At 68.2% G+C, this 25,705-nt stretch carries 27 protein-coding genes and 1 tRNA gene; 18 read left to right on the forward strand and 10 right to left on the reverse strand.

Annotation, left to right across the window (positions count from 1 at the left end):
* Position 1: 1 nt before the first annotated feature.
* From Q0907_RS07450 to Q0907_RS07465, 4 genes are all read right to left on the reverse strand, one after another.
* Positions 2 to 490 (reverse strand): hypothetical protein, encoded by a 489-nt coding sequence (locus Q0907_RS07450; protein ID WP_299342963.1) that lies wholly within the window; start codon positions 488 to 490, stop codon positions 2 to 4.
* A gap of 59 nt (positions 491 to 549) precedes the next feature.
* Entirely contained in the window at positions 550 to 1,947 is a 1,398-nt protein-coding gene (locus Q0907_RS07455) for a PhoH family protein (RefSeq protein ID WP_296282601.1), read from the reverse strand.
* 115 nt (positions 1,948 to 2,062) lie between these two features.
* Complete coding sequence (locus Q0907_RS07460) at positions 2,063 to 2,548, reverse strand: peroxiredoxin (protein ID WP_299342965.1); 486 nt, start codon at positions 2,546 to 2,548, stop codon at positions 2,063 to 2,065.
* Positions 2,549 to 2,550: 2 nt separating this feature from the next.
* On the reverse strand, positions 2,551 to 3,111 hold the full coding sequence (locus tag Q0907_RS07465; protein ID WP_162336523.1) for a glycine cleavage system protein R: 561 nt from the start codon (positions 3,109 to 3,111) through the stop codon (positions 2,551 to 2,553).
* Between the two features lie 180 nt (positions 3,112 to 3,291).
* On the opposite strand from Q0907_RS07465, the gene dapA reads away from it, so the two are divergent.
* Complete coding sequence (gene dapA / locus Q0907_RS07470) at positions 3,292 to 4,200, forward strand: 4-hydroxy-tetrahydrodipicolinate synthase (RefSeq protein WP_299342967.1); 909 nt, start codon at positions 3,292 to 3,294, stop codon at positions 4,198 to 4,200.
* Positions 4,201 to 4,215: 15 nt separating this feature from the next.
* The gene (locus Q0907_RS07475) at positions 4,216 to 4,704 is read left to right on the forward strand and encodes a hypothetical protein (RefSeq protein ID WP_299342969.1); all 489 of its coding nucleotides are present in this window, start codon (positions 4,216 to 4,218) and stop codon (positions 4,702 to 4,704) included.
* 77 nt (positions 4,705 to 4,781) lie between these two features.
* Here the strand turns inward: Q0907_RS07475 and fdxA are convergent, their stop codons facing one another.
* A complete protein-coding gene (gene fdxA, locus Q0907_RS07480; RefSeq protein ID WP_299342971.1) occupies positions 4,782 to 5,105 on the reverse strand; it encodes a ferredoxin FdxA in 324 nt (107 codons plus the stop codon).
* A gap of 291 nt (positions 5,106 to 5,396) precedes the next feature.
* On the opposite strand from fdxA, the gene Q0907_RS07485 reads away from it, so the two are divergent.
* The 4 genes from Q0907_RS07485 to Q0907_RS07500 all read left to right on the forward strand — a co-directional run bounded on the left by Q0907_RS07485 (position 5,397) and on the right by Q0907_RS07500 (position 8,727).
* The gene (locus Q0907_RS07485) at positions 5,397 to 6,104 is read left to right on the forward strand and encodes a pirin family protein (protein WP_296282607.1); all 708 of its coding nucleotides are present in this window, start codon (positions 5,397 to 5,399) and stop codon (positions 6,102 to 6,104) included.
* Positions 6,105 to 6,204: 100 nt separating this feature from the next.
* On the forward strand, positions 6,205 to 7,011 hold the full coding sequence (locus tag Q0907_RS07490; RefSeq protein WP_299342973.1) for a MipA/OmpV family protein: 807 nt from the start codon (positions 6,205 to 6,207) through the stop codon (positions 7,009 to 7,011).
* Positions 7,012 to 7,040: 29 nt separating this feature from the next.
* On the forward strand, positions 7,041 to 7,622 hold the full coding sequence (locus Q0907_RS07495; RefSeq protein WP_299342975.1) for a GNAT family N-acetyltransferase: 582 nt from the start codon (positions 7,041 to 7,043) through the stop codon (positions 7,620 to 7,622).
* Positions 7,615 to 8,727, forward strand: a complete 1,113-nt coding sequence (locus Q0907_RS07500) for an MBL fold metallo-hydrolase (protein ID WP_299342977.1) — start codon at positions 7,615 to 7,617, stop codon at positions 8,725 to 8,727. The genes Q0907_RS07495 and Q0907_RS07500 overlap by 8 nt, the downstream gene beginning before the upstream one ends.
* Before the next feature lie 15 nt (positions 8,728 to 8,742).
* Here Q0907_RS07500 and Q0907_RS07505 read toward each other — a convergent pair whose 3' ends face one another.
* The 3 genes from Q0907_RS07505 to Q0907_RS07515 all read right to left on the reverse strand — a co-directional run bounded on the left by Q0907_RS07505 (position 8,743) and on the right by Q0907_RS07515 (position 11,016).
* On the reverse strand, positions 8,743 to 10,122 hold the full coding sequence (locus Q0907_RS07505; RefSeq protein ID WP_299342979.1) for an ATP-binding protein: 1,380 nt from the start codon (positions 10,120 to 10,122) through the stop codon (positions 8,743 to 8,745).
* Positions 10,119 to 10,784: a response regulator transcription factor gene (locus Q0907_RS07510; protein ID WP_296282612.1), complete on the reverse strand. Its 666-nt coding sequence runs from the start codon at positions 10,782 to 10,784 to the stop codon at positions 10,119 to 10,121. The genes Q0907_RS07505 and Q0907_RS07510 overlap by 4 nt, the downstream gene beginning before the upstream one ends.
* A gap of 157 nt (positions 10,785 to 10,941) precedes the next feature.
* Positions 10,942 to 11,016 (reverse strand) — tRNA-Glu (locus Q0907_RS07515).
* A gap of 74 nt (positions 11,017 to 11,090) precedes the next feature.
* On the opposite strand from Q0907_RS07515, the gene pcnB reads away from it, so the two are divergent.
* The 6 genes from pcnB (at position 11,091) to pgi (ending at position 16,601) form a co-directional block, all read left to right on the forward strand.
* Positions 11,091 to 12,449 (forward strand): polynucleotide adenylyltransferase PcnB, encoded by a 1,359-nt coding sequence (pcnB, locus tag Q0907_RS07520; RefSeq protein ID WP_296282613.1) that lies wholly within the window; start codon positions 11,091 to 11,093, stop codon positions 12,447 to 12,449.
* Positions 12,446 to 12,937 carry a 2-amino-4-hydroxy-6-hydroxymethyldihydropteridine diphosphokinase gene (folK, locus tag Q0907_RS07525; protein WP_299342981.1) on the forward strand — a complete coding sequence of 164 codons (492 nt, stop codon included), beginning with the start codon at positions 12,446 to 12,448 and terminating at the stop codon, positions 12,935 to 12,937. The genes pcnB and folK overlap by 4 nt, the downstream gene beginning before the upstream one ends.
* 17 nt (positions 12,938 to 12,954) lie before the next feature.
* The gene (panB, locus tag Q0907_RS07530) at positions 12,955 to 13,767 is read left to right on the forward strand and encodes a 3-methyl-2-oxobutanoate hydroxymethyltransferase (RefSeq protein ID WP_299342983.1); all 813 of its coding nucleotides are present in this window, start codon (positions 12,955 to 12,957) and stop codon (positions 13,765 to 13,767) included.
* 36 nt (positions 13,768 to 13,803) lie between these two features.
* On the forward strand, positions 13,804 to 14,646 hold the full coding sequence (gene panC, locus Q0907_RS07535) for a pantoate--beta-alanine ligase (protein ID WP_299342985.1): 843 nt from the start codon (positions 13,804 to 13,806) through the stop codon (positions 14,644 to 14,646).
* Positions 14,647 to 14,707: 61 nt separating this feature from the next.
* Positions 14,708 to 15,088, forward strand: coding sequence for an aspartate 1-decarboxylase (panD, locus tag Q0907_RS07540; RefSeq protein ID WP_296282617.1), 381 nt, complete (start codon positions 14,708 to 14,710; stop codon positions 15,086 to 15,088).
* A 1-nt stretch (position 15,089) separates the two neighbouring features.
* Positions 15,090 to 16,601: a glucose-6-phosphate isomerase gene (pgi, locus tag Q0907_RS07545; protein WP_296282618.1), complete on the forward strand. Its 1,512-nt coding sequence runs from the start codon at positions 15,090 to 15,092 to the stop codon at positions 16,599 to 16,601.
* Between the two features lie 79 nt (positions 16,602 to 16,680).
* Here pgi and queG read toward each other — a convergent pair whose 3' ends face one another.
* Entirely contained in the window at positions 16,681 to 17,754 is a 1,074-nt protein-coding gene (gene queG, locus Q0907_RS07550) for a tRNA epoxyqueuosine(34) reductase QueG (protein WP_299343851.1), read from the reverse strand.
* A gap of 85 nt (positions 17,755 to 17,839) precedes the next feature.
* On the opposite strand from queG, the gene Q0907_RS07555 reads away from it, so the two are divergent.
* The 6 genes from Q0907_RS07555 to Q0907_RS07580 all read left to right on the forward strand — a co-directional run bounded on the left by Q0907_RS07555 (position 17,840) and on the right by Q0907_RS07580 (position 25,195).
* Positions 17,840 to 19,312 carry an NAD(P)H-hydrate dehydratase gene (locus Q0907_RS07555; RefSeq protein WP_299342988.1) on the forward strand — a complete coding sequence of 491 codons (1,473 nt, stop codon included), beginning with the start codon at positions 17,840 to 17,842 and terminating at the stop codon, positions 19,310 to 19,312.
* Positions 19,313 to 19,360: 48 nt separating this feature from the next.
* Positions 19,361 to 19,843 carry a tRNA (adenosine(37)-N6)-threonylcarbamoyltransferase complex ATPase subunit type 1 TsaE gene (gene tsaE / locus Q0907_RS07560; RefSeq protein WP_299342990.1) on the forward strand — a complete coding sequence of 161 codons (483 nt, stop codon included), beginning with the start codon at positions 19,361 to 19,363 and terminating at the stop codon, positions 19,841 to 19,843.
* 75 nt (positions 19,844 to 19,918) lie between these two features.
* The gene (locus Q0907_RS07565) at positions 19,919 to 21,448 is read left to right on the forward strand and encodes an N-acetylmuramoyl-L-alanine amidase (RefSeq protein ID WP_299342992.1); all 1,530 of its coding nucleotides are present in this window, start codon (positions 19,919 to 19,921) and stop codon (positions 21,446 to 21,448) included.
* Between the two features lie 65 nt (positions 21,449 to 21,513).
* The gene (gene mutL, locus Q0907_RS07570; RefSeq protein ID WP_299342994.1) at positions 21,514 to 23,304 is read left to right on the forward strand and encodes a DNA mismatch repair endonuclease MutL; all 1,791 of its coding nucleotides are present in this window, start codon (positions 21,514 to 21,516) and stop codon (positions 23,302 to 23,304) included.
* A gap of 1 nt (position 23,305) precedes the next feature.
* Entirely contained in the window at positions 23,306 to 24,241 is a 936-nt protein-coding gene (locus Q0907_RS07575) for a DUF1684 domain-containing protein (protein ID WP_299342995.1), read from the forward strand.
* A 54-nt stretch (positions 24,242 to 24,295) separates the two neighbouring features.
* Complete coding sequence (locus Q0907_RS07580) at positions 24,296 to 25,195, forward strand: TraB/GumN family protein (RefSeq protein ID WP_299343853.1); 900 nt, start codon at positions 24,296 to 24,298, stop codon at positions 25,193 to 25,195.
* A gap of 43 nt (positions 25,196 to 25,238) precedes the next feature.
* Here Q0907_RS07580 and rnfB read toward each other — a convergent pair whose 3' ends face one another.
* Complete coding sequence (rnfB, locus tag Q0907_RS07585) at positions 25,239 to 25,655, reverse strand: Rnf electron transport complex subunit RnfB (protein WP_296282743.1); 417 nt, start codon at positions 25,653 to 25,655, stop codon at positions 25,239 to 25,241.
* Positions 25,656 to 25,705 lie beyond the last annotated feature (50 nt).

Consider the following 25,705-nt stretch of genomic DNA (forward strand, 5'->3'; position numbering starts at 1 on the left):
GTCAATGAGCCCCGCGTGCAGAACGCGGACCTCGTCCCGGCCACAGCCATGCAAGCGACCAAGCGGCACAGACCGGAAGGAGTTCGGACGCCCAATACTTCCATGCTGAATAGTCGAGGGTTACGTCCAGCAGCACCTTCAGGATGCCGGCGCCTATCGACTGGACCAGTACCCAGGCAAGCAGCAGATGGAGCCAGCGCCAACGCACGATTCCGGTGGAGAACCACCAGTAGGCGACCGTCGCAAACAGGATGTATCCAATTGTGCGGACGACGTTGAAGGACGCGAATCCAACATCATCCGGGGCGAACCGGGACAGGAATACCGAGAGCAACATGCTGGTGCCAATGGACCATGTAGCCAGTGCCGAGAACAGGACGACGCCACCCAGCAGGACGCGCCGCCATTGCACGCCAAACTTCAGCGCTGCGGCGGCATCCGTGGCGGCGGCGGCGGATGCGTAGCGTGTCGGCGTGTAGGGATCATGCATGGCTGCCTGCTCTGGTGTCGCCACGCAGGCCGCAAGGGCCTGCGTGGCGATCGATACCGCTACAGCACTTCCGACGCGTAATCCGCCAGGCGCGAGCGCTCGCCACGCCGCAGCGTGATGTGCGCGCTGTGCGCCCAGTTCTTGAAGCGGTCCACCGCGTAGGTCAGGCCCGATGTCGTCTCCGTTAGGTACGGGGTGTCGATCTGCTCCACGTTGCCCAGGCAGACGATCTTGGTGCCGGGGCCCGCACGGGTGATCAGCGTCTTCATCTGCTTCGGGGTGAGGTTCTGCGCCTCGTCGAGGATCAGGTAGCGCGACAGGAACGTGCGGCCACGCATGAAGTTCATCGAACGTATCTTGATGCGCGAGGCGAGCAGGTCATTGGTCGCCGCACGGCCCCAGGCGCCGCCTTCCTGGTTGTGCGTCAGCACTTCCAGGTTGTCGGTAAGCGCGCCCATCCACGGCGTCATCTTCTCTTCCTCGGTGCCCGGCAGGAAGCCGATGTCCTCGCCGACGCTGACCGTGGCGCGGGTCATGATGATTTCGCGATACCGCTGCTGGTCCATCGTCTGCGCCAGGCCGGCGGCGAGCGCGAGCAGCGTCTTGCCGGTGCCGGCGGTGCCGAGGAGGGTGACGAAATCGACTTCGGGATCCATCAGCGCGTTGAGCGCGAAATTCTGTTCGCGGTTGCGCGCATTGATGCCCCACACCGCATGCTGGCTGTGGCGGAAGTCGTCGACGATCTGCAGCGTTGCCTTGTCGCCCTCGACCTTGCTGACGCGGAATTCGGACTCGTCGTCGCCGGGCAGGTACAGGTACTGGTTGGGGTACCAGCCCGCGCCATCGGCCATCGTCACTTCGTAGAACGTGCGGCCCTTGTCGGTCCACGAGCGCAGGTCCTTGCCATGGCGTTGCCAGAAATCCTCCGGCAGGGGATCGGCGCCGGTGTACAGCAGGCTGAAATCGTCGAGCGCGCGATCATTCTCGTAGTCCTCCGACACGATGCCTGCGATCGCCGCCTTGATGCGCAGGTTGATGTCCTTGGAGACGAACACCACCGGGATCTCCGGCTCGCTCTCCTTCAGCGCGAGGATGGCGCCGAGGATGGCGTTGTCGGGGATGACCGCACCGAAGCTCTTGCCGGCATCGAAATGGCTGGTCTGGAAGCGCAGCAGGCCCGCGCTCTGTGAGCCGCGCAGCTGCAGGCTGTTGGGCTGCACGAGCGGAATGCCGGCGGCCAGGTTGTCCAGGCCGGACGCCTCGACCAGCTCGTTGAGGAAGCGGCTGACCTGCCGCGCGTTGCGGCTCGCTTCCGAGGTTCCCTTCTTGCCGTTGTCCAGTTCCTCGATCACCTGCATCGGCAGGAAGACGTCGTGCTCCTCGAACTTGAACAGCGCGGTGGGGTCGTGCATCAGCACGTTGGTGTCCAACACATAGATACGCTTGCTACGGGTCATTCGGGCAACCTCATCGAGGAAGATGTGTGAACACGGGCGACATTTCCGCGGACAGCAGCGAACCACCATGACCCGCCGCGGCGCGGGATGGTGGGTGGAAGGGAAGGGGATTTCGTCACTGGGCCTGGTGGGCCTTCAGCGCGTCCAGCACGGCGTCGGCATGGCCGGGAACCTTCACGCCGCGCCACTCCTGCACGATGCGGCCGTCCGGCGAGATCAGGAAGGTGCTGCGCACCACGCCCAGCACCTTGCGGCCATACATGTTCTTCTCGTGGATCACGTCGAAGGCCTTGCACAGCGCTTCGTCGGCGTCGCTCACCAGCGGGAACCTGAAGCCCTGCTTGGCGCAGAAGTTGTCGTGCGATTTCACCGAGTCGCGCGAGACGCCCAATACGGTGGCGTCGAGCTTGGCGAACTTCGACAGCAGCGCGTTGAAGTCCAGGCCCTCGGTGGTGCAGCCGGGAGTGCTGTCCTTCGGATAGAAGTAGAGCACCAGCCATCGGCCGGCGTAGTCGGCGAGGGTGGCGGTCTCGCCGCCGGACAGGGCCAGCGGCAGTTTCAGTGTCGATTTGGGCAGGGCTTTCGCGCTTTTCGCCGTCATCGTCAGAACTTCATCGGATCCATGATCGCGTCCAGGTTCAGATGGTCGCAGAATTCGAGGAAATCGTCGCGCAGCGCGGCGATGTGCATGTTGGCCGGCACGCCGATGGTGACCTGCGCCGAGAACATCTCCGCCCCGGTCTGCATCGCGCGGTAGCGCGTGCTCTGCAGGTTCTCGATGGTGATCCCCTGGCGGTCGAAGAAGTCCGCCAGCTGGAACAGGATGCCAGGCTTGTCGGCGGCCACCACTTCCACGATGTACGGCAGCAGGTTGGACTGCACCACCTTCGGCCCGGTGCGGTAGAACACCAGCTTCAGGCCGTCGTCGCGCTCGAGCCGCGACAGCATGGCTTCCAGCTTCGCCACCGCGTCCCACGACCCGGTCGCGAGCGCAGTCACCGACACGTCGCGGCCCACCGTGGACAGCCGCGCGTCCACCAGATTGCAGCCGCTGTCGGCGATCCGGCGCGTCACCGACAGGAGCGGCGATTCCGGATGCGTCGTATAGGCGGTGATCAGGAGGTGGTTTTCGGTCGGCGAAGGCCGGGGCGTGGAATCGGTCAAGAGAGCTTCCGGCGTTGCGGTCAGGCTGAATGGCGGCCGGGCAGCGGCCCGACGACGCAGGCAGCATACTTGCCCGCCCTTTGAGCCCGCAAGTAACATGCGGCCGACATTGCAGGCGGACCGGGACGACCGCGCTCACGGGCGCTTCCGGTGCGCCGGATCCCCACCGAGAGCCTCCCCTTGCACCTTTCCGGCAGCATCACCGCACTGGCCACGCCGTTTTCGGCGTCGGGCGAACTCGACCTGCACGCCTGGCGCGCGCTGCTGAAACAGCAGCTCGACGGCGGCACGCAGGGCGTGGTGGTGGCGGGTTCGACCGGCGAAGCGGCGGCGTTGTCCGACGACGAGTACGACACGGTCCTGCGCATCGCGGTGGAAGAGGTGCGTGGGCGCCTTCCCGTGCTGGCCGGCACCGGCCAGATGAATACCGCCAGGACCATCGCGGCGACCCGCCGTGCGGCCGCGGGCGGCGCGCAGTTCGCGCTGGTGGTGACGCCGCCCTATGTCCGGCCGACGCAGGCAGGCCTGGTGGCCCACTATCGCGCCGTCGCCGACCAGGGCGGCCTGCCGGTCGTTCTCTACAACGTGCCGGGCCGGACCGGCTGCGACCTGCTGCCGGAAACGGTCGCCGAACTCGTCGACCACCCGAACATCGTCGGCATCAAGGAAGCGCGTTCCGAGCCCGAGCGCATGTCCGCACTGCTGGCGCTGCGCACGCCGGGCTTCGCGATCCTGAGTGGCGACGACCCGACCGCGTCGCGCGCGATGCTGGCCGGAGCCGATGGCCTGATCTCCGTCGGGTCCAATGCGTTGCCGCGCACGTTCCGCCGCCTGTGCGACGTGGCGCGCGCCGGTGATGCCGCGGCCGCGTCAGCGCTGGACGCGCAGCTGCAGGAGATCTACGCCTTCCTCGGCGTCGAATCCAATCCCATTCCGGTGAAGGCGTTGCTGCAGCGTGCGGGGTTCGGCCACGGCCTGCGCCTGCCGCTGCTCGCGCTGTCCGCCGCCCATGCCGATACCGCCGATCGCCTCGCCGCCGTGGCGCAGGCGCTGGAAGCACAATCCAGCCGCGATACCCTCGCGGCCTGAACCCAGGAGAACCTCATGCGTCTTTCGTCTTCCCTCGTGCGTCCGCTTGCCCTCGTGCTGCTGGTCGTCTCCGTCGCCGGCTGCTCGTGGTTCAAGAAGGGTGCGCGGGGCGACTATGCGCTGGCGCCGGAAGCCCGTCCGCTGGAAGTGCCGCCGGACCTCAACCTGCCCAACACCAGCGGCGCCATGCAGGTGCCGGCCGCCAGCCAGGCCACGTCGTCCAACGCCCCGACCGCCGGTGGGTTCAGTGTGGCCGGCTCACGCGACGACGCCTTCACCCGCGTCGGTGAAGCGCTTGCCGGCGTAGAAGGCGTGACCATCGCCAGCCGCGCGCAGCTGCTGGGGACCTATGACGTGAGCTACGAGGGCGCAAGCTTCCTGGTGCGCGTGTCGGCGGTGGACGCAGGCGCGTACGTATCGGCGGTCGATCCGCGAGGCCTGCCGGCGACGTCGCCGGCCGCGACCAAGCTGCTTGCGGCATTGAAGGCGAAGCTGGGCGGCTGATCGCATCCGCCGCGACATGCGAGAAGGGCGCCGCAAGGCGCCCTTTTTCATGGGAGGCGTTCCGGCATGCCGCGCGGTCAGCGCTCCAGCAGCGGCAACTTGCCGCGCTTTCCTTCCCACTCCTTGGCGTCCGGCAACGGCTCCTTGCGGGTGGTGATCACCGGCCAGGCGCGCGAGAGTTCGGCGTTCAGCGCCACGTAGCCCTCCTGTCCCGCCGGCACGTCGTCCTCGGGATAGATGGCATTGATGGGGCATTCCGGCTCGCACAGCGTGCAGTCGATGCATTCGTCCGGATCGATCACCAGGAAGTTCGGCCCTTCGTGGAAACAGTCCACCGGACAGACCTCCACGCAGTCGGTGTACTTGCACTTGATGCAGTTTTCGGTGACGACGAAGGGCATGAAGACGAGCGCTCGAGCGGGAACCGCGCAAGTTTAATGCAGCCGGCCCGTCGTGGCGCGAATGCAGGCAGGCGTCCGCGTGATGCGCACTTCATCGCGACAGACTGACGCAGCCCCGACCCTGTACCGCTTCGACCGTGCATCGGGCGTCGTCCCATCCGTCGGCGGTATTGCGGGTTTCGAATCCAATTAGGTTCAAAAATAGGACAAATAATTGAGATTGGCTGGGTTTATTCCATTTTTGATAGCGCCCAAGCTTCGCACCCTGTCCACCACCCAAGGAGTTTCGCCATGATCACCCTCCGCCCTGCCGAGGCCCGCGGCCATGCCAATCACGGTTGGCTGGATTCGTGGCACAGCTTCTCCTTCGCCAACTACTTCGATGACAAGCACGTCCACTGGGGCCCGCTGCGCGTCATCAACGAGGATCGCGTGGCCGCCGGGCGCGGCTTCGGCGAACACGGCCACCGCGACATGGAAATCATCAGCTACGTGCTGGAGGGCGCGCTGGGCCACAAGGACTCGATGGGCAACAGCTCCAGCATCGTGCCCGGTGATGTGCAGCGCATGAGCGCCGGCACCGGCGTGCAGCACTCCGAGTTCAATTACAACGCGTCCGGTGCCACGCACTTCCTGCAGATCTGGATCATTCCCGATCGGCAGGGCGTCGAGCCGTCGTACGAGGAGAAATCCTTTCCCGCAACCGACAAGCAGGGCCGCCTGCGCCTGGCGGTCAGTCCCGATGGCGCCGATGGGTCGGTCCGCATCCACCAGGATGCGCGCATGTACGTCGGTCTGTTCGATGGCAGCGAGAAGGCCGAACTGCCGCTCGCCGACGGCCGGCTGGGCTACGTGCACGTGGCGCGTGGCGAGGCGACCGTCAACGGGAAGCCCCTGAAGGCGGGTGATGCGCTGCTGTACGACGCGGAGCCGCTGGTCACCATCGAACGCGGCATCGGTGCCGAGGTGCTGGTGTTCGACCTTCCGCGGATGCAATGAGGCGAGGTGCAGTGGACACGCAGTGACTTAAGGAGTTCTTAAACATCCCGCGCGAGCATGGGCGGGCCGGGCAATCCGGTCCCCCACCGCCGAGGTTTCCATGAGTCTGCTGCGTGCCTGCACACCGCTGTTGCTGCTGTTGCCCTTCTCCGCGTTCGCCCAGGTCGTCGAGCGCACCGATGCCAAGGCGCAGGACCAGTTGCCGTCGCGCTGGAGCGCCGGCCTGGCCGTCGTGCACCGCGACAGCGAGTACGCGGGCGAAGGCACGCGCACGCGCCTGTATCCCAACCTCGCCTACGACGGCGAACGTGTCTACCTGCGTGGCGCGGCACTGGGCTACCGCGTCCACGTGGACGATCGTTTCGAACTGCGCACCTTCATCGCGGGTCGCCTGGATGGGCTGGATGCGGATGACTTCGGCATCGCCGAACTCGCGCGTCGCGGTGTGGACCGCCGGCTGCTGTCCGATCGCGACGACAGTGTCGACATCGGCGTCGGTGCGAGCTGGAAGGGGGCGGGCGGCAAGCTCGACCTGGACGCGCGCGTCGATGTGACCGGTACCAGCGACGGCTACGCGGTCGCCCTCGACTACAGCTATCCGTTGGCGCTCGGTCGCTCGACCCTGGTGCCGTCGGTGGGCGCCATCCGCCTGTCGGCGGACCTGGCGGACTACTACTACGGCATCCTCGATGAAGAGGTCGCACGCGGCGTGGCGGCCTACCGTCCCGGTGCCGCTACGGTGCCGCGCGCCAGCCTGACCCTGGTCCATCCCTTCGCCAGACGCTGGGCGCTGGTGGGCAACGTGGAATACCGGGCCTTGCCCGACGCGCTGCAGGACAGCCCGTTGGTCGAGGAGGGCAAGGACCGCAGCACGTCGCTCTTCGTCGGCATCTCGCGCGGATTCTGATCGCGGTTTCCCTAACCCCTGGAGCTCCCATGAATGCACGACTTTCGCGCGCGGGGACGGCGACATTGTTTCGCCCGGTACCCGTGGCCCACCTTCCCGCACCGCAGGATCCGTCGTGGAGCCAGGCATCGGCCGATGACGACATCGATATCCGTCGCGTCACCCGGGCGCACGCCGCAGTGCTGATGCAACTCTGCGACCGCCAGCGGTCGGAACTGCCCGAAACCTCCGGTACCCGCGCCGGCGCCGGCGTGCTGGAGCTGATGGAAGCCTTGTTCGAACCGCCGCTGCGCGCGTGGGCGTGGATCGCGGAGCGCCGCCGGGAGCCCGCGGGCTATGCCTTCGCCACGGTGGGATTCTCGATGCTCGACCGGGCGTATTACCTCAATCTCGAAGCGCTCTTCGTGCCCGCCAGCGCGCGCCCCTCTGACGTCGCCACGCAGTTGCTCGCCGAAGCGCGCCGCACGGCATCGCAGCTCGGCTGCGTCGATCTCCGCTGGCAGGTGCCCGTGGGGCAGGGCGATGTCCAGATGATGCTGCCCGGGCAGGCCGGTGCGGCCACGATGGTCCAGTACGTATTCCCCACGTCGAGGAGCGGCCACGATGGCTGACCCGTCCACCCCGATGCCTCGCCGGGGAAAACGCCTGAAGCGCATCGCGGCGGCGGCCTGCGTGTCCGCCACGGCCTTCGCCTACGCGGGCCTGTCCGGCTGCGCCACGCTGTCCTACCCGCAATCGCCGCAGTTCGGCGAGGACGGCTTCCAGAACGAACGCAAGCCGCGTGCGCTCGGTTGGCGCGATACCGGCAAGCTCTGGTGGGACTTCCTGGTCGGCGGCAAACCGGCCGGTACCGTGCCGAGGGGCGCCATTCCGGTCCAGTCGCTGTCCCGTGCGCAGTTGGACGCCGCGGCGGACGGCACGCTGTACCGGCTCGGACATTCGACCGTCCTGCTGAAGCTCGGCGGCCGGTTCTGGCTGACCGATCCGGTGTTCTCCGAGCGCGCCTCGCCCGTCCAGTGGGCAGGTCCCAAGCGCTTCCACGCGCCGCCGATCGCCGTCGATGCATTGCCACCGCTGGCGGCCGTGGTGTTGTCGCACGATCACTACGACCATCTGGACCGCGACACCGTGCGCGCGCTGGCGGCGAAGACGGAGGTGTTCCTGACGCCGCTCGGCGTGGGCGACCGGCTGGTCGGGTGGGGCGTGCCCCGCGACAAGGTGCGTCAGCTCGACTGGTGGGACGAAGTGGAACGCGATGGCGTGCGCTTCACGGCGACGCCGTCGCAGCATTTCTCCGGCCGCACGCTGTTGGACCGCAACGCCACGCTGTGGGCGTCGTGGGTGATCCGGACGGACGAGTTGAAGGTCTTCTTCAGTGGCGATACCGGCTACTTCGACGGTTTCCGCACCATCGGCGAGCGCCTGGGGCCGTTCGACATCACCTTGCTGGAGTGCGGCGCCTACGACCGCCGATGGCAGGACGTACACATGCTGCCCGAGCAGACGCTGCAGGCGCATCGCGATCTGGGCGGCCGATCGCTGGTGCCCATCCACAACAGCACCTTCGACCTGGCCTTCCATGGCTGGAGCGAACCCATGGAAACGCTGTACGCCCTGTCGCAGGACGCGGGGGTCGCCATCGCCACTCCGGTGATCGGCCAGCCGCTGTCGATCGCGCGGCCCGCCGACACGCAACCGTGGTGGCGCGGCGAATAGCGCCGCGTCGCCGCATCAGGCGTCGGGTGCCGCGCGGAACGCGACGCGGCAACCGAATCCCCGTCCGGCGATGCCGTCTTCCACCGTGATGCGCGCATCGTGTGCGCGTGCGATGCGGTCGACCAGCGACAGGCCGATGCCGCTGCCGCGTTCGCCATTGCCCTGGCTGCCCCGGAAGAAGCGCTCGAAGATGCGTTCGCGCTCGTCGGCGGGCACGCCGGGGCCGTTGTCCCGCACCCTGACCCAGGCGGTCGCGCCTCCGTCGTCGGTGCCGCAGGCGATCTCGATGCGCGCGCCGTCGCCGCCGTAGCGGACTGCGTTGTCCAGCAGGTTGCGTACCAGGATGCCGAGATCGTCGAGGTCGCCCCGCACGCTGGCGGGCTCGGCATGGAGGGCGAGCGTCTGCTGCCGGCGGCTCGCCATCGATTCGAACTCGCGCGCGACCATCGTCACCACGTCGGGGAGCGCGACGACGGGTCGATCCTCGCGCAGCGGCGACGCGTCCACGCGTGCCGAGTCGAGCAGCTGCTGCGCCAGCCGCGACGTGCGCTGGATGCCATGCGCCAGCTGGGCCAGCGCGGCCTGCGCGTCCGCCTGGCTGCCGGCGCGCATGGCGACCTGCGTCTGCGTCAGCAGCGCAGCCAGCGGCGTCCGCAACTCGTGCGCGGCATCGGCCAGGAACTGGCGTTCGCCGCGCATCGCCTCCGACAGGCGTTCGAGCAACAGGTTGAACGAATCCACCAGTGGCCGGATCTCGCGCGGCAGCCCGGAGGCGGGCAAGGGAGCCAGGTCGTGAGGCTCGCGCTGCGCCATCTCGCGGCGCAGGCGGTTCATCGGACGCAGGCTCCAGTGGATGGCCAGGCCCACGATGGACCCGAGCACGAGCAGGATGCCGATGCCGCTCCACAGGCTGATCTTCACCCAGTGCGCGAGTTCGGCCTTCATCGCCGACTGCGACATGCCGGACTGCACCTGGATGCGGCCGCTGGCATCGGTGGCGGCATAGACGCGCCACGGTTCGCCCGCGACCTCGCTCACCACGAAACCGGACTTGAAGTCCGCGCGCAGCGGCTGCATCGGTGCGCCATCCGACGCCACCACGGGCGTGCGCCGGCCGAGGATCCACACCTGGTAGCGCAGCGTGTCGAATTTCTTCTTCTTGCCCGCCGGGCCGGCCCGCGGGGGCAGGTGAAGACGCGGGCCGTCGTCCAGCGCGTCGAGGTTGCTCGGCATGGACAACAGGATCTGTTCGCTGACCTCCTGCAGGAACAGGTCGTCGTGGCCCTGCTGCTGACGCGTCATCTGGAAGTGCTGGCTGCCGAGCCATCCGGCCCATCCCAGCGCGAGCGGCGTCATCACCGCCAACAGCAGTTTCGACTTCAGCGAGTGGCTCATTCACCCTCTCCCAGCCGGTAGCCGAAGCCATGCACGGTCGTGATCACGCCGTCTCCCAGTTTCCTGCGCAGCTGGTGGATGTAGACCGCGATGGTGTTGCTCTCGATCGACCCTTCGCCGCCGTACACCAGGGACTCCAGCGTATCGCGCGCGATCACGCGCCCCGGCCGCTCCATCAGGGCGAGCAGGGTGCGGTACTCGTGTACACCCAGTCGCACCGGCCGGTCGCCCAGTCGCACCGAGCGGTCGGCAGGATCCAGCACGATGTCGCCATGGCGCAGCACCGGCGCGACGCGGCCCTGCGTGCGGCGCACCACCGCGCGCAGGCGAGCGCTGAGTTCCCCGGCTTCGAACGGCTTGACGATGTAGTCGTCGGCGCCGGCATCCAGTCCACGCACGCGGTCGCTGAGCTGGTCGCGTGCCGTGATGATCAGCACGGGGGTGGTGTCGTAGCGCTGGCGCAGTGCCGCCAGTACGTCCAGTCCGGAGCCGCGCGGCAACCCCAGGTCCAGCAGGACCGCGGTGTAGCCGTGGTCGACCAGCGCCAGGCGTGCGGATGCGCCGTCTTCGGCGCGGTCGATGGACCAGCCGTCCTGGGCCAGGGCGGCGGCCAGGGCATCGCCGAGCATGCGATCGTCTTCAACCAGGAGCAGGCGCGACACGGGCGGGCCTCGGCGGGATATGGGGCGATCATGCTAGGACGACGCGATTAAACCGTCTTTAATGCGTCCGTGCCGGCCCCTGCAAACGCAAAACCCCGCCGTAGCGGGGTCCTGGCACTCCACCTGTCGCGGATCTCAACCCGCAACCTCGACCGGATGGCGCTCCCTAGGGGACTCGAACCCCTGTTTTAGCCTTGAGAGGGCCACGTCCTAACCACTAGACGAAGGGAGCGTTTTTGGTGAAACCGGCGTAGCGGATTAGTATAGGTGGCGGTCAGGTCGAGGGCAATCCACCCCGCCGGCCGCGTGACCCTCCTGCATGGAACTGCCGCTATTACGCCCGTCACCGCTCTGCGAACCATCCCGCGCGACCAGCACACCATTTCGCGCAAGGACATCAGCCCGAACGCGCTGCGCGTGCTCTACCGCCTGCGGGATGCCGGTTTCCAGGCGTACCTGGTCGGTGGCGCGGTGCGCGACCTGCTGGTCGGCGGCCACCCCAAGGATTTCGATGTGGCGACCGACGCCACGCCGGAACAGGTGCGCCAGCAGTTCCGCAACTGCCGGCTGATCGGGCGCCGGTTCCGCCTGGCGCACGTGGTCTTCGGGCGCGAGATCATCGAGGTCGCCACCTTCCGCGCCAATGTCGACGACGGCAGCGGCGACCGCGAGATGGACAACGGCAGGCTGGTCCGCGACAACGTCTACGGCACCGTCGAAGACGATGCGGTGCGCCGCGATTTCACCGCCAACGCGCTTTATTACGCCATCGACGACTTTTCGGTCCGCGACTATGTCGGCGGCTTCGAAGACACGATGGCGCGACGGCTGAAGCTGATCGGCGATCCGGAACAGCGTTATCGCGAGGATCCCGTGCGCATGCTGCGGGCGGTCCGCCTGGCGGCCAAGCTGGGCTTCGAGATCGATGCCGACACCGCCGCGCCGATCGCGCCACTGGCGCCACTGCTGGCCGAGGCCGCGCCGGCGCGGCTGTTCGAAGAGATCCTCAAGCTGTTCCTGTCCGGGCATGGCGTGGCGAGCTTCGAGGGGCTGGAGCGCTTCGGCCTGCTGAAGGTGCTGTTCCCCGAAACCGCCGCCGCGCTGGCGTCCAATCGCAGCGGCGCGTTGCGTCGCATGGTACTCGCGGGGCTGACCGGCACCGACCAGCGCGTGGCCAACGAGGAACCGGTATCGCCGGCCTTCCTGTTCGCGTTGCTGCTGTGGCCGGCGTACTGCCGCGCCCTGATGGGGCTGCAGGCCCAGGGCGTGCAGGCGGAGGAAGCGCAGCGTCGCGCCGCCGATCGGGTGACCCTGCACCAGTTGAACACGGTGGCCCTGCCGCGCCGCTTTTCGTTGCCGATGCAGGAGATCTGGCTGTTGCAGACCCGGTTCGGCAACCGCCAGCGCAAGCGGGTGACGCGCCTTTTGACGCATCCGCGGTTCCGGGCCGCGTTCGATTTCCTCGTGCTGCGCCTCGCCGCGTCGCCGGAGCATGCCGAGGACGTGGCGTTCTGGCGCGAAGCGCAGACGCAGTCCGGTGAAGAGCTCGCCGCCACGCTCGGTGTCGCCGCGTCGACCGACGCCTTCGGCGACGATGATGATGCGGCCCCATCGAAGCGTCGCCGCCGTCGCCGTCGGCGCACGGGCGGCGCCTCGCCGGAATGACGGCGACGTGCCAGGCCTGCATTGGCCTGGGAGCCAATCTCGGCGATGCGGCCGATACGCTGCGCCAGGCGGTGGCTGCGTTGGCGGGCCGCGAAGGCATCGTCGTGCGCGCGGTGTCGCCCTTCTACCGCACGCCGGCCTGGGGCAGGGAAGACCAGCCCGACTTCATCAATGCCGTCGCACTGGTGGAAACCTCGCTGCCGCCGCGCGCGCTGCTGGACCTGCTGCTGGCGGTGGAAGCCGGGTTCGGTCGGCATCGCGTCGAAGGCGAGCGCTGGGGCCCGCGTACGCTGGACCTGGACTTGCTGCTCTACGGCGACGCGGTGATCGACGAGCCCGGGCTGCGCGTGCCGCATCCGCATCTGCACGAACGCGCCTTCGCGCTGGTACCGCTGCTGGACGTCCTGCCCGATGCCCGTATCCCTGCCCACGGCGCTGCGCGAGATGCTGTGTCCGTGCTGGAAATGTCCAACATCCAGCCGTTATGAGTGGATAATGCGGCGCTATGAGCACCCACGCCGACAGCAAGCCCTGGACCGTTCCCGCCCTCGCCGACGCCAAGCGTGACGGTCGCAAGCTGGTGATGCTGACGGCGTACGACAACAGTTTCGCCCGCGTCCTGGATGCCAGTGGCATCGACCTGGTGTTGATCGGCGACTCGCTGGGCATGGTGGTGCAAGGGCACGACTCCACGCTGCCGGTGACCGTGGACGACATCGTCTACCACACGCGTGCCGTCGCCCGCGGCCTCGATCGCGCCCTGCTGGTGTCGGACCTGCCGTTCCAGTCCGATGCCACGCCCGAGCGCGCGCTCGATGCCGCCATCGCGCTGCTCCAGGCCGGGGCGGAGATGGTCAAGCTGGAGGGGGCGGGCCACAAGCTGGAGGTCATCCGCTTCCTGGTCGAGCGCGACATCCCGGTCTGCGCGCACCTGGGCCTGACCCCGCAGTCGGTGCTGAAGTTCGGCGGTTATCGCGTGCAGGGGCGTGACGAGGCCGCGGCCGTCCGCCTGCGCGAAGAGGCGCGCGCCGTCCAGGACGCCGGTGCGCAGCTGCTGGTGCTCGAGTGCGTGCCGTCGTCGCTGGCCGCCACGATCACCGCGGACCTGGCCATCCCCACCATCGGCATCGGGGCGGGTCCCGGCTGCGATGGGCAAGTGCTGGTGCTGCACGACTTCCTCGGCCTCGACACGGGCCATCGACGGCCGAAGTTCGTCAAGGATTTCCTTGCCGAAGGCGGTTCCGTGGCGGGCGCCGTACGCGCCTATGCCGAAGCGGTGCGCAGCGGGGCCTTCCCCGACGATGCCCATTCCTACTGACCGCGCCGCGCGCGACCACATGCCCCAGGGGCCACGATGATCGAGACCATCACCGAGCTTGAGGCGCTGCGTGCCCGCGTCAGGGAATGGAGGCAGCAGGGCCTGCGGGTCGGTTTCGTCCCGACGATGGGCAACCTGCATGCCGGGCATTACTCACTGGTGATGCTGGCGCGGCAGTACGCCGACCGCGTGGTGTCCAGCGTATTCGTGAACCCGACGCAGTTCGGACCCAACGAGGACTTCACCCGCTATCCGCGCACGCCCGAGGCGGACATGAGCGGTCTCGAAGGCGCAGGCTGCGATGTCCTGTGGCTGCCCACGGTGGAGTCCATGTATCCGTTCGGCGTCGGCCTCGCGGCCAACGTGCATGTACCCGGTGTCAGCAGCGTGCTGGAAGGCGCGCACCGCCCGGGGCATTTCGATGGCGTATGCACCGTGGTCAGTCGACTGTTCAACCAGGTACAGCCCGACGTGGCCGCCTTCGGCAAGAAGGATTACCAGCAGCTCGCGGTGATCCGCCAACTGGTCACCGACCTGGCGTTCCCGATCCAGATCCTCGCCGGCAGCATCGTGCGCGAGTCCGACGGACTGGCGATGAGCTCGCGCAACCAGTATCTCTCGGCGGACGAACGTCCGCGCGCGGCGCAGATCCGCCGGACACTGATCGCCATGCGCGAAAGCCTGGTGGCGGGAACCCCGCGCGCCCGGGTGGAAGCCGATGCCGCCCGGCAGCTTGCGGAGATTGGTTACGAAGTGGACTACACCGTGGTCCGTCGTCCCGACCTCAGCGAGCCGGAAGACGGCGAAGCGGGCGCGCGCGTCGCGCTGGTCGCAGCGAAGCTGGGGCGCACGCGCTTGATCGACAACCTCGAGTTCTGAGCGCGGTACAAGGCCGGCACGAGGGGATAAACTTCGCGCTCCCGCTCTTCGTGCCGCCGACATGCACCTCAGCCTGCTCAAGACCAAGATCCACCGCGCGACCGTCACCCATTCGGAACTGAACTACGAAGGTTCCATCGCCATCGATGGCCTACTGCTGGAGGCCACGGGCATCCGCGAGTTCGAACAGGTCCATATCTGGGACGTCACCAACGGGGCGCGCTTCTCCACCTACGCGATCCGCGCCGACGAGGGCAGCGGCATCGTGTCGCTCAATGGCGGTGCAGCCCGCCATGTGCAGGTCGGGGACCTGATCATCATCGCCGCGTTCGCTTCCATGAGCGAGCAGGAAGCCGATGCGTTCCAGCCCACGCTCGTCTACGTGGACGGCCAGAACCGCATCACCCACACCAACCGCAGCATCCCCAAGCAGGCGGCCTGACATGAGCCAGGGTTTCGACGCTTTGCAGTCCCATGCCGCGCGCCTGCGTGCGGAGCCCTTGAGTGCACTGCTGGCGCGCGAACCCGACCGCATCGCCGCCCACACGCTGCGCACCGGTCCCCTGTATTTCAACTTCGCGCGCCAGTCGTACGACGCGGCTGCCTGGCAGGCCCTGCTGGCGCAGGGCAACTCCGCCGACCTGGCGGGTGCGTTCCGTCGCTTGTTCGACGGAGAGAAGGTCAACGTCACCGAAGACCGCGCGGCCCTGCATACCGCATTGCGCGGACGCCACTCGGACGCGGTCGTCGCACGCGAGGCCTACGCGACGGCGCTCGATGTCCGCCAACGCATGGCGGCCCTGATCTCGGGTCTGGAAGACAGCGGCGTCACGGACATCGTCAGCGTCGGCATCGGCGGGTCCGACCTCGGGCCGAGGCTGGTCGCCGACGCGTTGCGCGATCCGTTGCCGGGTCGGTTCCGCGTGCACTTCCTGTCCAACGTCGATGGCGCCGCGGCGCAGCGCACGCTGGCACCGCTGGATCCGGCACGTACCGCGGCAGTCCTGATCTCGAAGACGTTCGGCACGCAGGAGACGCTGCTCAACGGCGGCATCCTGCGCGACTGGCTCGGCGGCAGCGATCGGCTGTACGCCGTCAGCGCCAACCCGGACCGCGCCGCCGCGGCGTTCGACATCGCGTCCGAGCGGGTGCTGCCCATGTGGGATTGGGTGGGCGGCCGTTACTCGCTGTGGTCGGCGGTGGGGCTGCCGATCGCGCTGGCGATCGGTTTCGACCGTTTCGAGCAACTGCTGGCGGGCGCATCGGCTTTCGACGCGCATGTCATCGGAGCGCCGTTGGCCGAGAACATCGCCGTCCGCCATGCGCTGACGGCCGTGTGGAACCGCAATGTGCTGGGCCATGCGGCCCAGGGCGTGATGACGTACGACCAGCGTCTGGCGCTGCTGCCGGCGTACCTGCAGCAGCTGGTGATGGAGAGCCTGGGCAAGTCGGTGAAGCTGGATGGCAGCCCGGTCGGCGTCGAGTCCGTGCCTGTGTGGTGGGGCGGAGCGGGTACCGACGTGCAGCACAGCTTCTTCCAGGCGCTGCACCAGGGCACGCAGATCGTGCCGCTCGACTTCGTGGGCACCGTACGCAACGACGACCCCTACGCGGAGAATCACCTCGCGCTGATGTCCAACCTGCTCGCGCAGAGCGAAGCGCTCGCCAATGGCCAAGCCAGCGACGATCCGCATCGCAGCTATGCCGGCGGTCGTCCCGGCACGATGATCCTGCTGGACGCGCTGACCCCGCAGTCGCTCGGTGGCCTGATCGCGATGTACGAGCACAGCGTCTATGCCCAGTCCGTGCTCTGGGGCATCAACGCCTTCGACCAGTTCGGCGTGGAACTGGGCAAGCAGCTGGCCAACGGGCTGCTGCCGGCGCTCAAGGGCGAAACCGAGGCGAAGGATCCGGTGACCCAGGCACTGCTGGCGGAGATCGCTGCACGCGGGTGAGCTGCCTGCAATACCGCCTTCGCCCATCGTTGGTGGGAGCGGTGTAAGTCGCGAGCTTTGGCTTGTCGCCCTTCGCGACTTACGTCGCTCCCACAGGCAGGCGGTGCTGCGCCAATCCCCATGCGACATGCTCGCGTACCAACGGGGACAGGTCTTCCCTACGGCTTTCGAGCGCGGTCAGCACGTCGGGCGTAGTGGGCGCATTGCCCAGCGCCACCGCGATGTTGCGCAGCCAGCGTTCATGCCCGCTGCGACGGATCGCCGAGCCTTCCGTACGGCGCAGGAATTCTTCCTCGTCCCACGCGAACAGCTGCGGCAACGTCGCCACGTCCAGGTCGTTGCGCGCGCGGAAGTCCGGTTCGTCCGTGCGCTTGGCGAACTTGTTCCAGGGGCACACCAGTTGGCAATCGTCGCACCCGAAGATCCGGTTACCAATCGCGGGCCTGAGGTCTTCCGGAATCGCACCCTCGTGCTCGATGGTCAGGTAGGAAATGCAGCGTCGCGCATCGAGCCGGTAGGGCGCGGTGATTGCCTGCGTCGGGCAGATGTCGATGCAGCGGGTGCAGGTGCCGCAATGCGCACTCGCCGGCGCATCGATCGGCAACGGCAGGTCGACATAGATTTCCCCCAGGAAGAACCACGAACCACCGTCCCTGTCGATCAGGCAGGTGTGCTTGCCGATCCAGCCCAGGCCCGCGTTGCGCGCGAGGGCGCGTTCGAGCACCGGTGCGGAATCGACGAACACGCGATGGCCGAATGCGCCGACTTCCTGCTGGAGCCGTTCGGCGAGCTTCTGCAGGCGGTTGCGCATCAGCTTGTGGTAGTCGCGCCCCAGCGCGTAGCGCGCCACGTACGCGCGCTGGCCATCCTGCAGCGTGTCCCATGCGTCGTCGCTGTCGTTGCGGCCGTAGTCCAGCCCGACGGAGATCACCCGCAGCGTGCCGGGGATAAGTTCCTGCGGGCGCGAGCGCTTGTCGCCATGCTGCGCCATCCATGCCATCGACCCGTACAGTCCCTGCGCCAGCCAGTCGCGCAGGTGCCGTTCGTCGTCACCCAGATCAATCCCGGCGATGCCGCAGCGCTGGAAGCCGAACTCGCGGGCCAGCTCCCGTACGCGCCGGGCAATCGCGTCAGGATCGGGCGCGGGTGTCATGGGGTCGGAAACGGGCATGGGGGGATTATAGGAGGGGGCCGCAGGTTCACTTCCCCGCAACCGGGACCGGACCTAGAATCCGCGCATGTCCGGCACCTGGCCCCTGTACTCCGCGCACGCCGCACGGGCACTGGATGCGCGCGCCACGCAGGCACTCGGCGGCGATGCCTACGTGCTGATGCAGCGCGCCGGCCTGGCGGCCTGGCAGCACCTGTTGATGCACTGGCCCGAGGCGCAGCGCATTGTCGTGGTGTGCGGACCCGGCAGCAATGGAGGCGACGGGTATGTCCTGGCGCGGCATGCGCGCCGCGCGGGACGGGCGGTCGAGGTCGTGCACCTGCATTCGCACGTGCCGGGCAATCCTGTCGCACAGCGCGCCTGCACCGATTACGTGGCCGCGGGTGGGCAGGTCACGCTCTTCGACGATGCGCTGCCGAAGGCCGATGTCATCGTGGATGCCCTGTTCGGTATCGGCCTGTCGCGCGCGCCGGAGCACGAAGCGAAGGCGCTGATCGACGCGATCAACGCGCAGTCCGTCCCCGTGTTCGCGCTCGACGTGCCGAGCGGGGTGGATGCCGATCGCGGCAGTACGCCCGGCGTGGCGGTGCTGGCGACGCGCACGCTGCAGTTCATCGTGCGGCATGCAGGCCTGTACACCGGCGATGCGCTCGAATACACGGGCGCACTCGCGTTCGACGACCTCGAGATTCCCGTCGCGACATTCGATGGCGTTCCCGCGGAGGCATCGTTGCTGGAGCAGGACGCGCTCGCACGCTGGCTGCTTCCGCGCCGACGCAACACGCACAAGGGCGAGTCCGGCCACGTGCTCTGCATCGGCGGCGACGAAGGCAGCGGGGGCGCGATTGCGCTGTGTGCCGAAGCCGCATTGCGCGCGGGTGCCGGCCTGGTCAGCGTGGCGACGCGGCCGGCGCATGTCGCGGCGCTGCTGGCGCGCAGGCCCGAGGCGATGGTGCGTGCGGTCGAATCGACGGACGCGCTGGTACCCCTGATTGAACGGGCGCGCGTGATCGCCATTGGCCCCGGCCTGGGGCAGGGCGAATGGGCGCGCGCCTTGTTCCAGCACGCGATGCGCGACGACATCCCCTGTGTGATCGATGCCGATGCGCTGAACCTGCTGGCGACATCGCCGCACAGGCTGCAGGACGCCGTGCTGACGCCGCATCCCGGCGAGGCGGCACGTTTGCTCGCGTGCACCACGGCCGACGTGCAGCGCGACCGCTTCGCCACCGCGCGGGCGATCGCCCAGCGTCATGCGAGTGTGGTCGTCCTGAAGGGAGCCGGCACCATCGTCGCGTCACCGGACGGGGTGTTGCGCGTGGTCGCTGCCGGCAATCCCGGCATGGCCGTGGGCGGCATGGGCGATGTCCTGACGGGTGTCATCGCCGCACTGCGGGCGCAGGGTCTCGCGGCGTTCGACGCCGCCAGCGCCGGCGCGCTGCTGCATGCGCTGGCCGGGGACGCCGCGGCGTGGGATGGCCAGCGGGGGTTGCTGCCGTCGGACCTGTTCGCACACCTGCGGCGATTGGCCAATCCCTGAGTGCCGTACACGCGTGGCACCCGTCGCGCCAGCGCTTAGAATCCCGGCATGCACGTGTTCCTTCCCGACAACGAGGCCACCGAAGCCCTGGGCCGATCACTCGCCCGCACGCGTCCTGCGGCCGCTGTCGTCCACCTGCAGGGTGACCTGGGCGCCGGCAAGTCCACGCTGGCACGCGCGCTGCTGCGTACGCTGGGTGTGGTGGGCGCAATCCGCAGCCCGACCTACACGCTGGTGGAGCGTTACCCCGTCGAGGGGGGAGAGGCCTGGCATCTGGACCTCTACCGCATCGGCAATGCGGGCGAACTCGAATTCCTGGGGCTGGATGAAGGGGCTGCGGTGCTTTGGCTGGTCGAATGGCCCGAGCGCGGCGCTGCGGCTTTGCCGCCCGCCGACCTGCACGTGGCACTGGAGGTCGCCGGTGCGGGTCGCTCGGCCCGGCTTACCGGGGCATCCGCGGTGGGCGAACACTGGATCGCGCGAATGACGGCAGAGGCCCAGTTGCAGGCGGCATCTCTCCAGTCCGGTTAGGAACATCCGCCAGGTTGCGGATTATTAAGGGAAAACGCCTTGCATTCGTGAGTCGATGGTGCTTGAATCCGCGGCATGAGCCCGGGGATGCCCACCACCTTGCTGCGCCTTGCCCTTGCGGCCCTGCTGGCCGCCGCGCCGTGCGTGCTCCTCGCAGGAGAGGTCACCGGCGTCACCCTGGCCCAGGGCAGCACCGGCACCCGCGCAGAGATCGAACTGGTGGGCGCCGGACAGTACAAGACCCTCACGCTCAAGGGTCCCGACCGCCTGGTCGTGGATCTCCCGGCATCGAAAGCGAAGGCTGGCCTGCGGCTGCCGGTACCGGCGGGCATCGTGCGCGCCGTGCGCACAGGACAGCCGGACGCGAATACCCTGCGTGTCGTCTTCGACCTTGCATCGCCCGTCACCGCGCTCGCGCCGCGCATGGAACAGGCAGGCGCCAATTCCCGCCTGGTCATCGAATGGCCCGGTGACGGCGTCGCGGTGCCGGCGACAGCCAGCGCTGCTGCGACAACCGCAAACGCGACACCGTCGCCAGCGACCCCGGTTCCTGCGCCCTCGCCGCAGGCCGATGCGGCCCGGGCGACCGCGCTGCTGACCGCCAAGGTGGTGCAGGCGGGGTCGGTGCCGGCAACGACAGGGCCGACGCCCGTCAGTCCGCCCTCGCCCTCGCCGCAGGCCATCCTCAACGGCCAGTCCACCGCCGCCACGATGCCGGCGCCGACCCCCGCCGGCGAACGACCCACCTATACCATCGCCACGGGTCAGCCCACTCCGATGCCGGGCGCGACGACGCCTCCGGCAGAAGCGCCGAAGGTGCCGACCATCGTGCCCTCCGGAACGCGCCCGCTGGTCATCGCCATCGATCCGGGCCACGGCGGCCAGGACCCGGGCGCCATCGGTCCCAGCGGTCGCTACGAAAAACACGCGGTGCTGGCGATCTCCAGGGAACTGGCGCGCCAGATCAACGCCACGCCGGGCATGAAGGCCTATCTGGTCCGCGACACCGATGTCTATGTCGAGCGTCCCCAGCGCGCGCGCAAGGCGCGGGCGGCGAAGGCCGACATGTTCGTGTCGATCCACGCCGACGCGGCGGAGAACCGCAGCGCCTGGGGTTCGTCGGTGTACGTGCTGTCGTTGCGGGGTGCTTCGTCGCAGCACGCGCGCTGGCTGGCGGACAAGGAAAATGCCTCCGATCTGGTCGGCGGCGTGCGTCTGACCAAGGACACCTTGTCCAACGTGCTGCTGGACCTGGCCCAGAGCGGCCACATGAAGGCCTCGCAGGACGCCGCGGGCCACGTGCTGACCTCGCTGAAGGGCCTCGGCAAGACCCACAAGCCGCAGATCGAGTTCGCCAACTTCGAAGTCCTCCGCAACTCCGACATGCCGGCGATGCTGGTGGAAACGGGCTTCATCTCCAACGCCGACGAAGAGAAGCGGCTGTTCGACCCGGCGCACCAGCGCAAGGTTGCAGGCGCGGTGCTGGAAGGCATCCAGTCGTACTTCACCCGCCAGCCGCCGCCGGGCACGCTGTTCGCCGCACGCGCGCAGGCCGAGGCCGACGCACGTGCTGTCGCGGCGGGCGGTGCCGCCGGCGCGCCCTGATCGCGCACCCGCTCGGCTATCATCACGGCTGATCCCCCGAGACGGCGCGCCTGCGCCGCCAGCACGTGCCGATCCGCCAGCTTCCCGACACCCTCATCAACCAGATCGCTGCAGGCGAAGTCGTCGAGCGCCCGGCGTCCGTCGTCAAGGAACTCGTCGAGAACGCACTGGATGCCGGCGCGCGCCGCGTCGACATAGACCTTGAAGAGGGCGGCGTGCGGCTGATCCGCATCCGCGACGACGGCGGCGGCATCGCACCCGAGGAGCTGCCGCTGGCGGTATCGCGCCACGCCACCAGCAAGATCGCCTCGCTCGATGATCTGGAAGCCGTCGCCACGCTCGGCTTCCGCGGCGAAGCCTTGCCTTCGATCGCTTCGGTCAGCCGGTTTGCGCTGACCTCGCGGCGCGCGCAGGATGCGCACGGCGCATCGCTGCAGGTGGAGGGCGGCAAGGTCGGCGAGGTGGCGCCCAAGCCGCATGCCGTCGGCACCACAGTGGAAGTGCGAGAGCTGTTCTACAACGTGCCGGCGCGGCGCAAGTTCCTGCGCGCCGAGCGCACCGAGATGGGCCATATCGAAGAGTGGCTGCGTTCGCTGGCGCTGGCGCGTCCCGACATCGAGCTGCGGGTCTCCCACAACGGCCGTCCCTCGCGGCGCTACAAGGCCGATGAGCTGGAATCCTTGTCACGCCTGAGCGAAACGCTGGGCGACGAATTCGCACGCAATGCGCTGCGCGTGGACCACGCCGCCGCCGGCCTGCGCCTGCAGGGCTGGATCGCACAGCCCAGCTACTCGCGCGCCAGTGCGGACCAGCAGTACGTCTATGTCAACGGCCGTTCCGTGCGCGATCGCAACATCGCGCATGCGGTGAAGATGGCGTACCAGGACGTGCTGTTCCATGGCCGCCAGCCGGCGTACGTGCTGTTCCTGGAACTGGATCCCACCCGCGTCGACGTCAACGTGCACCCCGCCAAGCACGAAGTGCGCTTCCGCGACACGCGGTTGATCCACGATTTCGTATACCGCACGCTGCACGACGCCCTGGCCGAAACGCGTGCCGGTGCATTGCCGAACGACGCCGCGGTGCCGTCGTTCGCCAGCAGAACCTACCCGTCGGTGCCGTCCGCCTGGATGCCCACGCAGCAGTCGCCGCTGGGCCTGAACGTGGCCGAGGCGCCCGCGGCGTATGCCGCGCTGTACGCTGCGCCGGCAGGAACCGCGACACCGGCGACCTCCCTGCCGCAGACGATGCCGGCTGCCGATGCCGACGGCATTCCGCCGCTGGGCTTCGCCATCGCACAGCTGCACGGCATCTACATCCTGGCGGAAAACGCGGATGGCCTGATCGTGGTCGACATGCACGCCGCGCACGAGCGCATCGGCTACGAGAAGTTGAAGGATGCGCACGATGGCATCGGCCTGCGTGCGCAGCCGCTGCTGGTCCCCCTGGCGCTCGCCGTGGCGGAGCGCGAGGCCGACGTGGCCGAGCGAGAAGCGGCGACGCTGGCGGCGCTGGGCTTCGACGTCACCCGCAGCGGTCCGCAGTCGTTGAGCGTGCGCAGCATTCCCGCCTTGTTGTCGAACGCCGAACCCGAAGCACTGCTGCGCGACGTGCTGGCGGACCTGCGAGAACACGGCGAAAGCCGCCGCGTGGCGGCTGCGCGCGACGAACTGCTGTCTACCATGGCGTGCCACGGCGCGGTCCGTGCGAACAGGCGCCTCACCGTGCCCGAAATGAACGCCCTGTTGCGCGAGATGGAGGCCACCGAGCGATCGGGGCAGTGCAATCACGGCCGCCCGACATGGGCGCGCTTTTCCTTGAACGAGATCGACCGCTGGTTCCTGCGAGGACGCTGACATGGGGAAGAACACGGGATGGCTTGGGGTGGCCATGCTGCTGGGAGTGCTGGCCGGGTGCGGCGGCGATGAGAAGGCGGCCTCCACGGGCAAGGTGGCGGACGTCAACTTTCTGGCCGACAACGCCGCGTGGCGCGAACAGCGCAAGAACGAGCTGACCGCGCCCGATGGCTGGACCAGTCTGGTCGGGCTGCATTGGATCGAACTGAAGTCCCACTTCATCGGCAGCGGCCCGGGCAGCGGCATCAAGCTGGCGGTCGGCCCGGCGAAGCTGGGCATGGTGACGCAGCAGGATGGACGCGTGTTCCTCACCCCCGAAGGTGGTGCGGCGCTGACGTTCGATGGCGAACCGTTGAAGGGTCGCGTGGAACTGCAGAGCGATCGCGATGCGCAGCCATCGACGATCGGCTTCGACGAAGGAAAGGGCGTGCTGACGGTGATCGAGCGCGGCGGGCGCCACGCGCTGCGCGTAAAGCACGCCGATGCCGAATCGCGCACGCAGTTCATCGGGCTGGACTACTGGCCTGCGCAGGAGGACTGGCGCATCGAAGGGCGTTTCATCCCGCATCCGCCAGGCAAGACGCTGACCATCGTCGACGTCATCGGCGTGGCCAACGAGTCTCCGAATCTAGGCGTGGTCGAGTTCGAGCGCGATGGCACGACGTACCGGCTGGAAGCGCTGGGGCAGGCAGGTGGTCCGCTGTTCTTCGTGCTGTCCGACCGCACCAGCGGCCACGGCAGCTATCCTGCCGGCCGCTTCCTGGATGCCGACGCGCCGCAGGCCGGCAAGGTGGTGCTGGATTTCAATCGCGCGTACAACCCGCCGTGCGCCTTCACGCCGTACGCGACGTGTCCGTTGCCGCCCGCGGAGAACCGCCTCGACCTGCTGGTGGAAGCGGGAGAGAAGGCCTACGCGAAACCCATCAAAGTGCTATGACGACCCGGGAAGGATGACATGCAGCTGCGCCACGCGTTGAAAGCCCTGATCATGATGGCCTTGCTGGGCGGAGCGACGGCATCCGCCAGTGACGCGCCCACGGCTTCGACGGCACCGGTGCCGCTGATGTGGAAGGTGTCCGACAAGGACAACGCCGTCTACCTGCTCGGCTCGTTCCACCTGTTGCGCCCCAGCGACTACCCGTTGTCCGGCGATGTCGATGCCGCGTTCGCCGATGCCGAGCGCGTGATGTTCGAGTTGTCGCCCGAAGAGATGCAGTCCCCCGCAGTGGCTCAGCTGATGATGCAGGCGGCGACGCGTGCCGATGGCAAGACGCTGCAGCAGGATCTCGATGCCGACACCTGGAAACGGCTGGAGGCATGGTCGGGCAAGAACGGCGTGCTGCTCGCGCCCTTCGGCCGTTTCGAGCCGTGGTTCGTCGGCCTGACCATCAGCATCGTCGAGATGACCAAGCAGGGCCTGGATCCGAAGCTGGGCTTGGACAATCACTTCATGGAGCAGGCCAAGGCCTCCGGCAAGCCGACGGCCGGCCTCGAGCGCGCACAGGAACAGATCGCCGTGCTTGATGGCATGGACGCGACCGAGCAGCGGCAGTTCGTCGCCGAGGCACTGGAACAGGCCGAGAAAGGTTCCGAGGAGACCGCGCGCCTGCATGACGCATGGCGACGCGGTGACGCGGAGATGCTCTGGACCGGCATGGCGGCGGACATGCGGACGGAGTATCCGCGTCTTTACCGGCGCATCAACGTGGACCGCAATGACGCGTGGATACCGAAGATCCGGCAGATCCTCGACCAGCCTGGCGACGATGACGCGCTGGTCGTGGTCGGCGCCCTGCATCTGCTGGGCGAGGACGGCGTCGTGGAAAAGCTGCGTGCGCGAGGCTACAAGGTGGAGCGTGTGTGCTCGGCATGCACGGCGGGCAGCCGCTGATCCGACGTGGGTCGACCGGTCGGAAACATCGCGTGCGAGGGCTTCAGCCGGGTTCCATCACGATGCAGTCCACCGGGCAGGCAGGCACGCAGAGTTCGCAGCCCGTGCACAGCGGATCGATCACTACATGCATCTGCTTGGCGCCGCCGATGATGGCATCCACGGGGCAGGCCTGGATGCATTTCGTGCAACCGATGCAGTCGGCCTCCACCACCACCGCGACCATTGCGGGCTTGTGCGTGCCGCGGGCGCGGTCGTACGGCAGCGGCGGTACGCCCAGCACCCGTGCGAGCGCACGCGCGCCGTCATCGCCGCCGGGGGGACAGTGGTCCACGCCCGCTTCGCCGCATGCCATCGCCTGCGCGTAGGGCAGGCAGCCATCGAAGCCGCACTGTCCGCACTGGGTCTGCGGCAGCAGGCGATCGAGGCGCTCGGTCAGGTCCGCGGTTGCCACGGGGATCAGCGAGGAGTGGGATGGAACCGGCTTCTGCTCGTTCCTCACGTTTCTTC

Origin of the sequence: uncultured Pseudoxanthomonas sp., assembly GCF_947498795.1 — a bacterium.
Classification (GTDB): Bacteria; Pseudomonadota; Gammaproteobacteria; order Xanthomonadales; family Xanthomonadaceae; genus Pseudoxanthomonas_A.

Bases quoted from the DNA above. Each gene is read 5' to 3' on its own strand.
- fdxA (WP_299342971.1), bottom strand. From the start codon at position 5,105: ATGCCCTTCGTCGTCACCGAAAACTGCATCAAGTGCAAGTACACCGAC.
- panB (WP_299342983.1), top strand. From the start codon at position 12,955: ATGAGCACCCACGCCGACAGCAAGCCCTGGACCGTTCCCGCCCTCGCC.
- Q0907_RS07565 (WP_299342992.1), top strand. From the start codon at position 19,919: ATGAGCCCGGGGATGCCCACCACCTTGCTGCGCCTTGCCCTTGCGGCC.
- Q0907_RS07575 (WP_299342995.1), top strand. From the start codon at position 23,306: ATGGGGAAGAACACGGGATGGCTTGGGGTGGCCATGCTGCTGGGAGTG.
- Q0907_RS07505 (WP_299342979.1), bottom strand. From the start codon at position 10,122: ATGAGCCACTCGCTGAAGTCGAAACTGCTGTTGGCGGTGATGACGCCG.
- panC (WP_299342985.1), top strand. From the start codon at position 13,804: ATGATCGAGACCATCACCGAGCTTGAGGCGCTGCGTGCCCGCGTCAGG.
- Q0907_RS07555 (WP_299342988.1), top strand. From the start codon at position 17,840: ATGTCCGGCACCTGGCCCCTGTACTCCGCGCACGCCGCACGGGCACTG.
- Q0907_RS07450 (WP_299342963.1), bottom strand. From the start codon at position 490: ATGCATGATCCCTACACGCCGACACGCTACGCATCCGCCGCCGCCGCC.
- Q0907_RS07485 (WP_296282607.1), top strand. From the start codon at position 5,397: ATGATCACCCTCCGCCCTGCCGAGGCCCGCGGCCATGCCAATCACGGT.
- tsaE (WP_299342990.1), top strand. From the start codon at position 19,361: ATGCACGTGTTCCTTCCCGACAACGAGGCCACCGAAGCCCTGGGCCGA.
- Q0907_RS07460 (WP_299342965.1), bottom strand. From the start codon at position 2,548: ATGACGGCGAAAAGCGCGAAAGCCCTGCCCAAATCGACACTGAAACTG.
- Q0907_RS07495 (WP_299342975.1), top strand. From the start codon at position 7,041: ATGAATGCACGACTTTCGCGCGCGGGGACGGCGACATTGTTTCGCCCG.
- Q0907_RS07490 (WP_299342973.1), top strand. From the start codon at position 6,205: ATGAGTCTGCTGCGTGCCTGCACACCGCTGTTGCTGCTGTTGCCCTTC.
- Q0907_RS07580 (WP_299343853.1), top strand. From the start codon at position 24,296: ATGGCCTTGCTGGGCGGAGCGACGGCATCCGCCAGTGACGCGCCCACG.
- Q0907_RS07500 (WP_299342977.1), top strand. From the start codon at position 7,615: ATGGCTGACCCGTCCACCCCGATGCCTCGCCGGGGAAAACGCCTGAAG.
- Q0907_RS07475 (WP_299342969.1), top strand. From the start codon at position 4,216: ATGCGTCTTTCGTCTTCCCTCGTGCGTCCGCTTGCCCTCGTGCTGCTG.
- Q0907_RS07455 (WP_296282601.1), bottom strand. From the start codon at position 1,947: ATGACCCGTAGCAAGCGTATCTATGTGTTGGACACCAACGTGCTGATG.
- queG (WP_299343851.1), bottom strand. From the start codon at position 17,754: ATGACACCCGCGCCCGATCCTGACGCGATTGCCCGGCGCGTACGGGAG.
- folK (WP_299342981.1), top strand. From the start codon at position 12,446: ATGACGGCGACGTGCCAGGCCTGCATTGGCCTGGGAGCCAATCTCGGC.
- pgi (WP_296282618.1), top strand. From the start codon at position 15,090: ATGAGCCAGGGTTTCGACGCTTTGCAGTCCCATGCCGCGCGCCTGCGT.
- panD (WP_296282617.1), top strand. From the start codon at position 14,708: ATGCACCTCAGCCTGCTCAAGACCAAGATCCACCGCGCGACCGTCACC.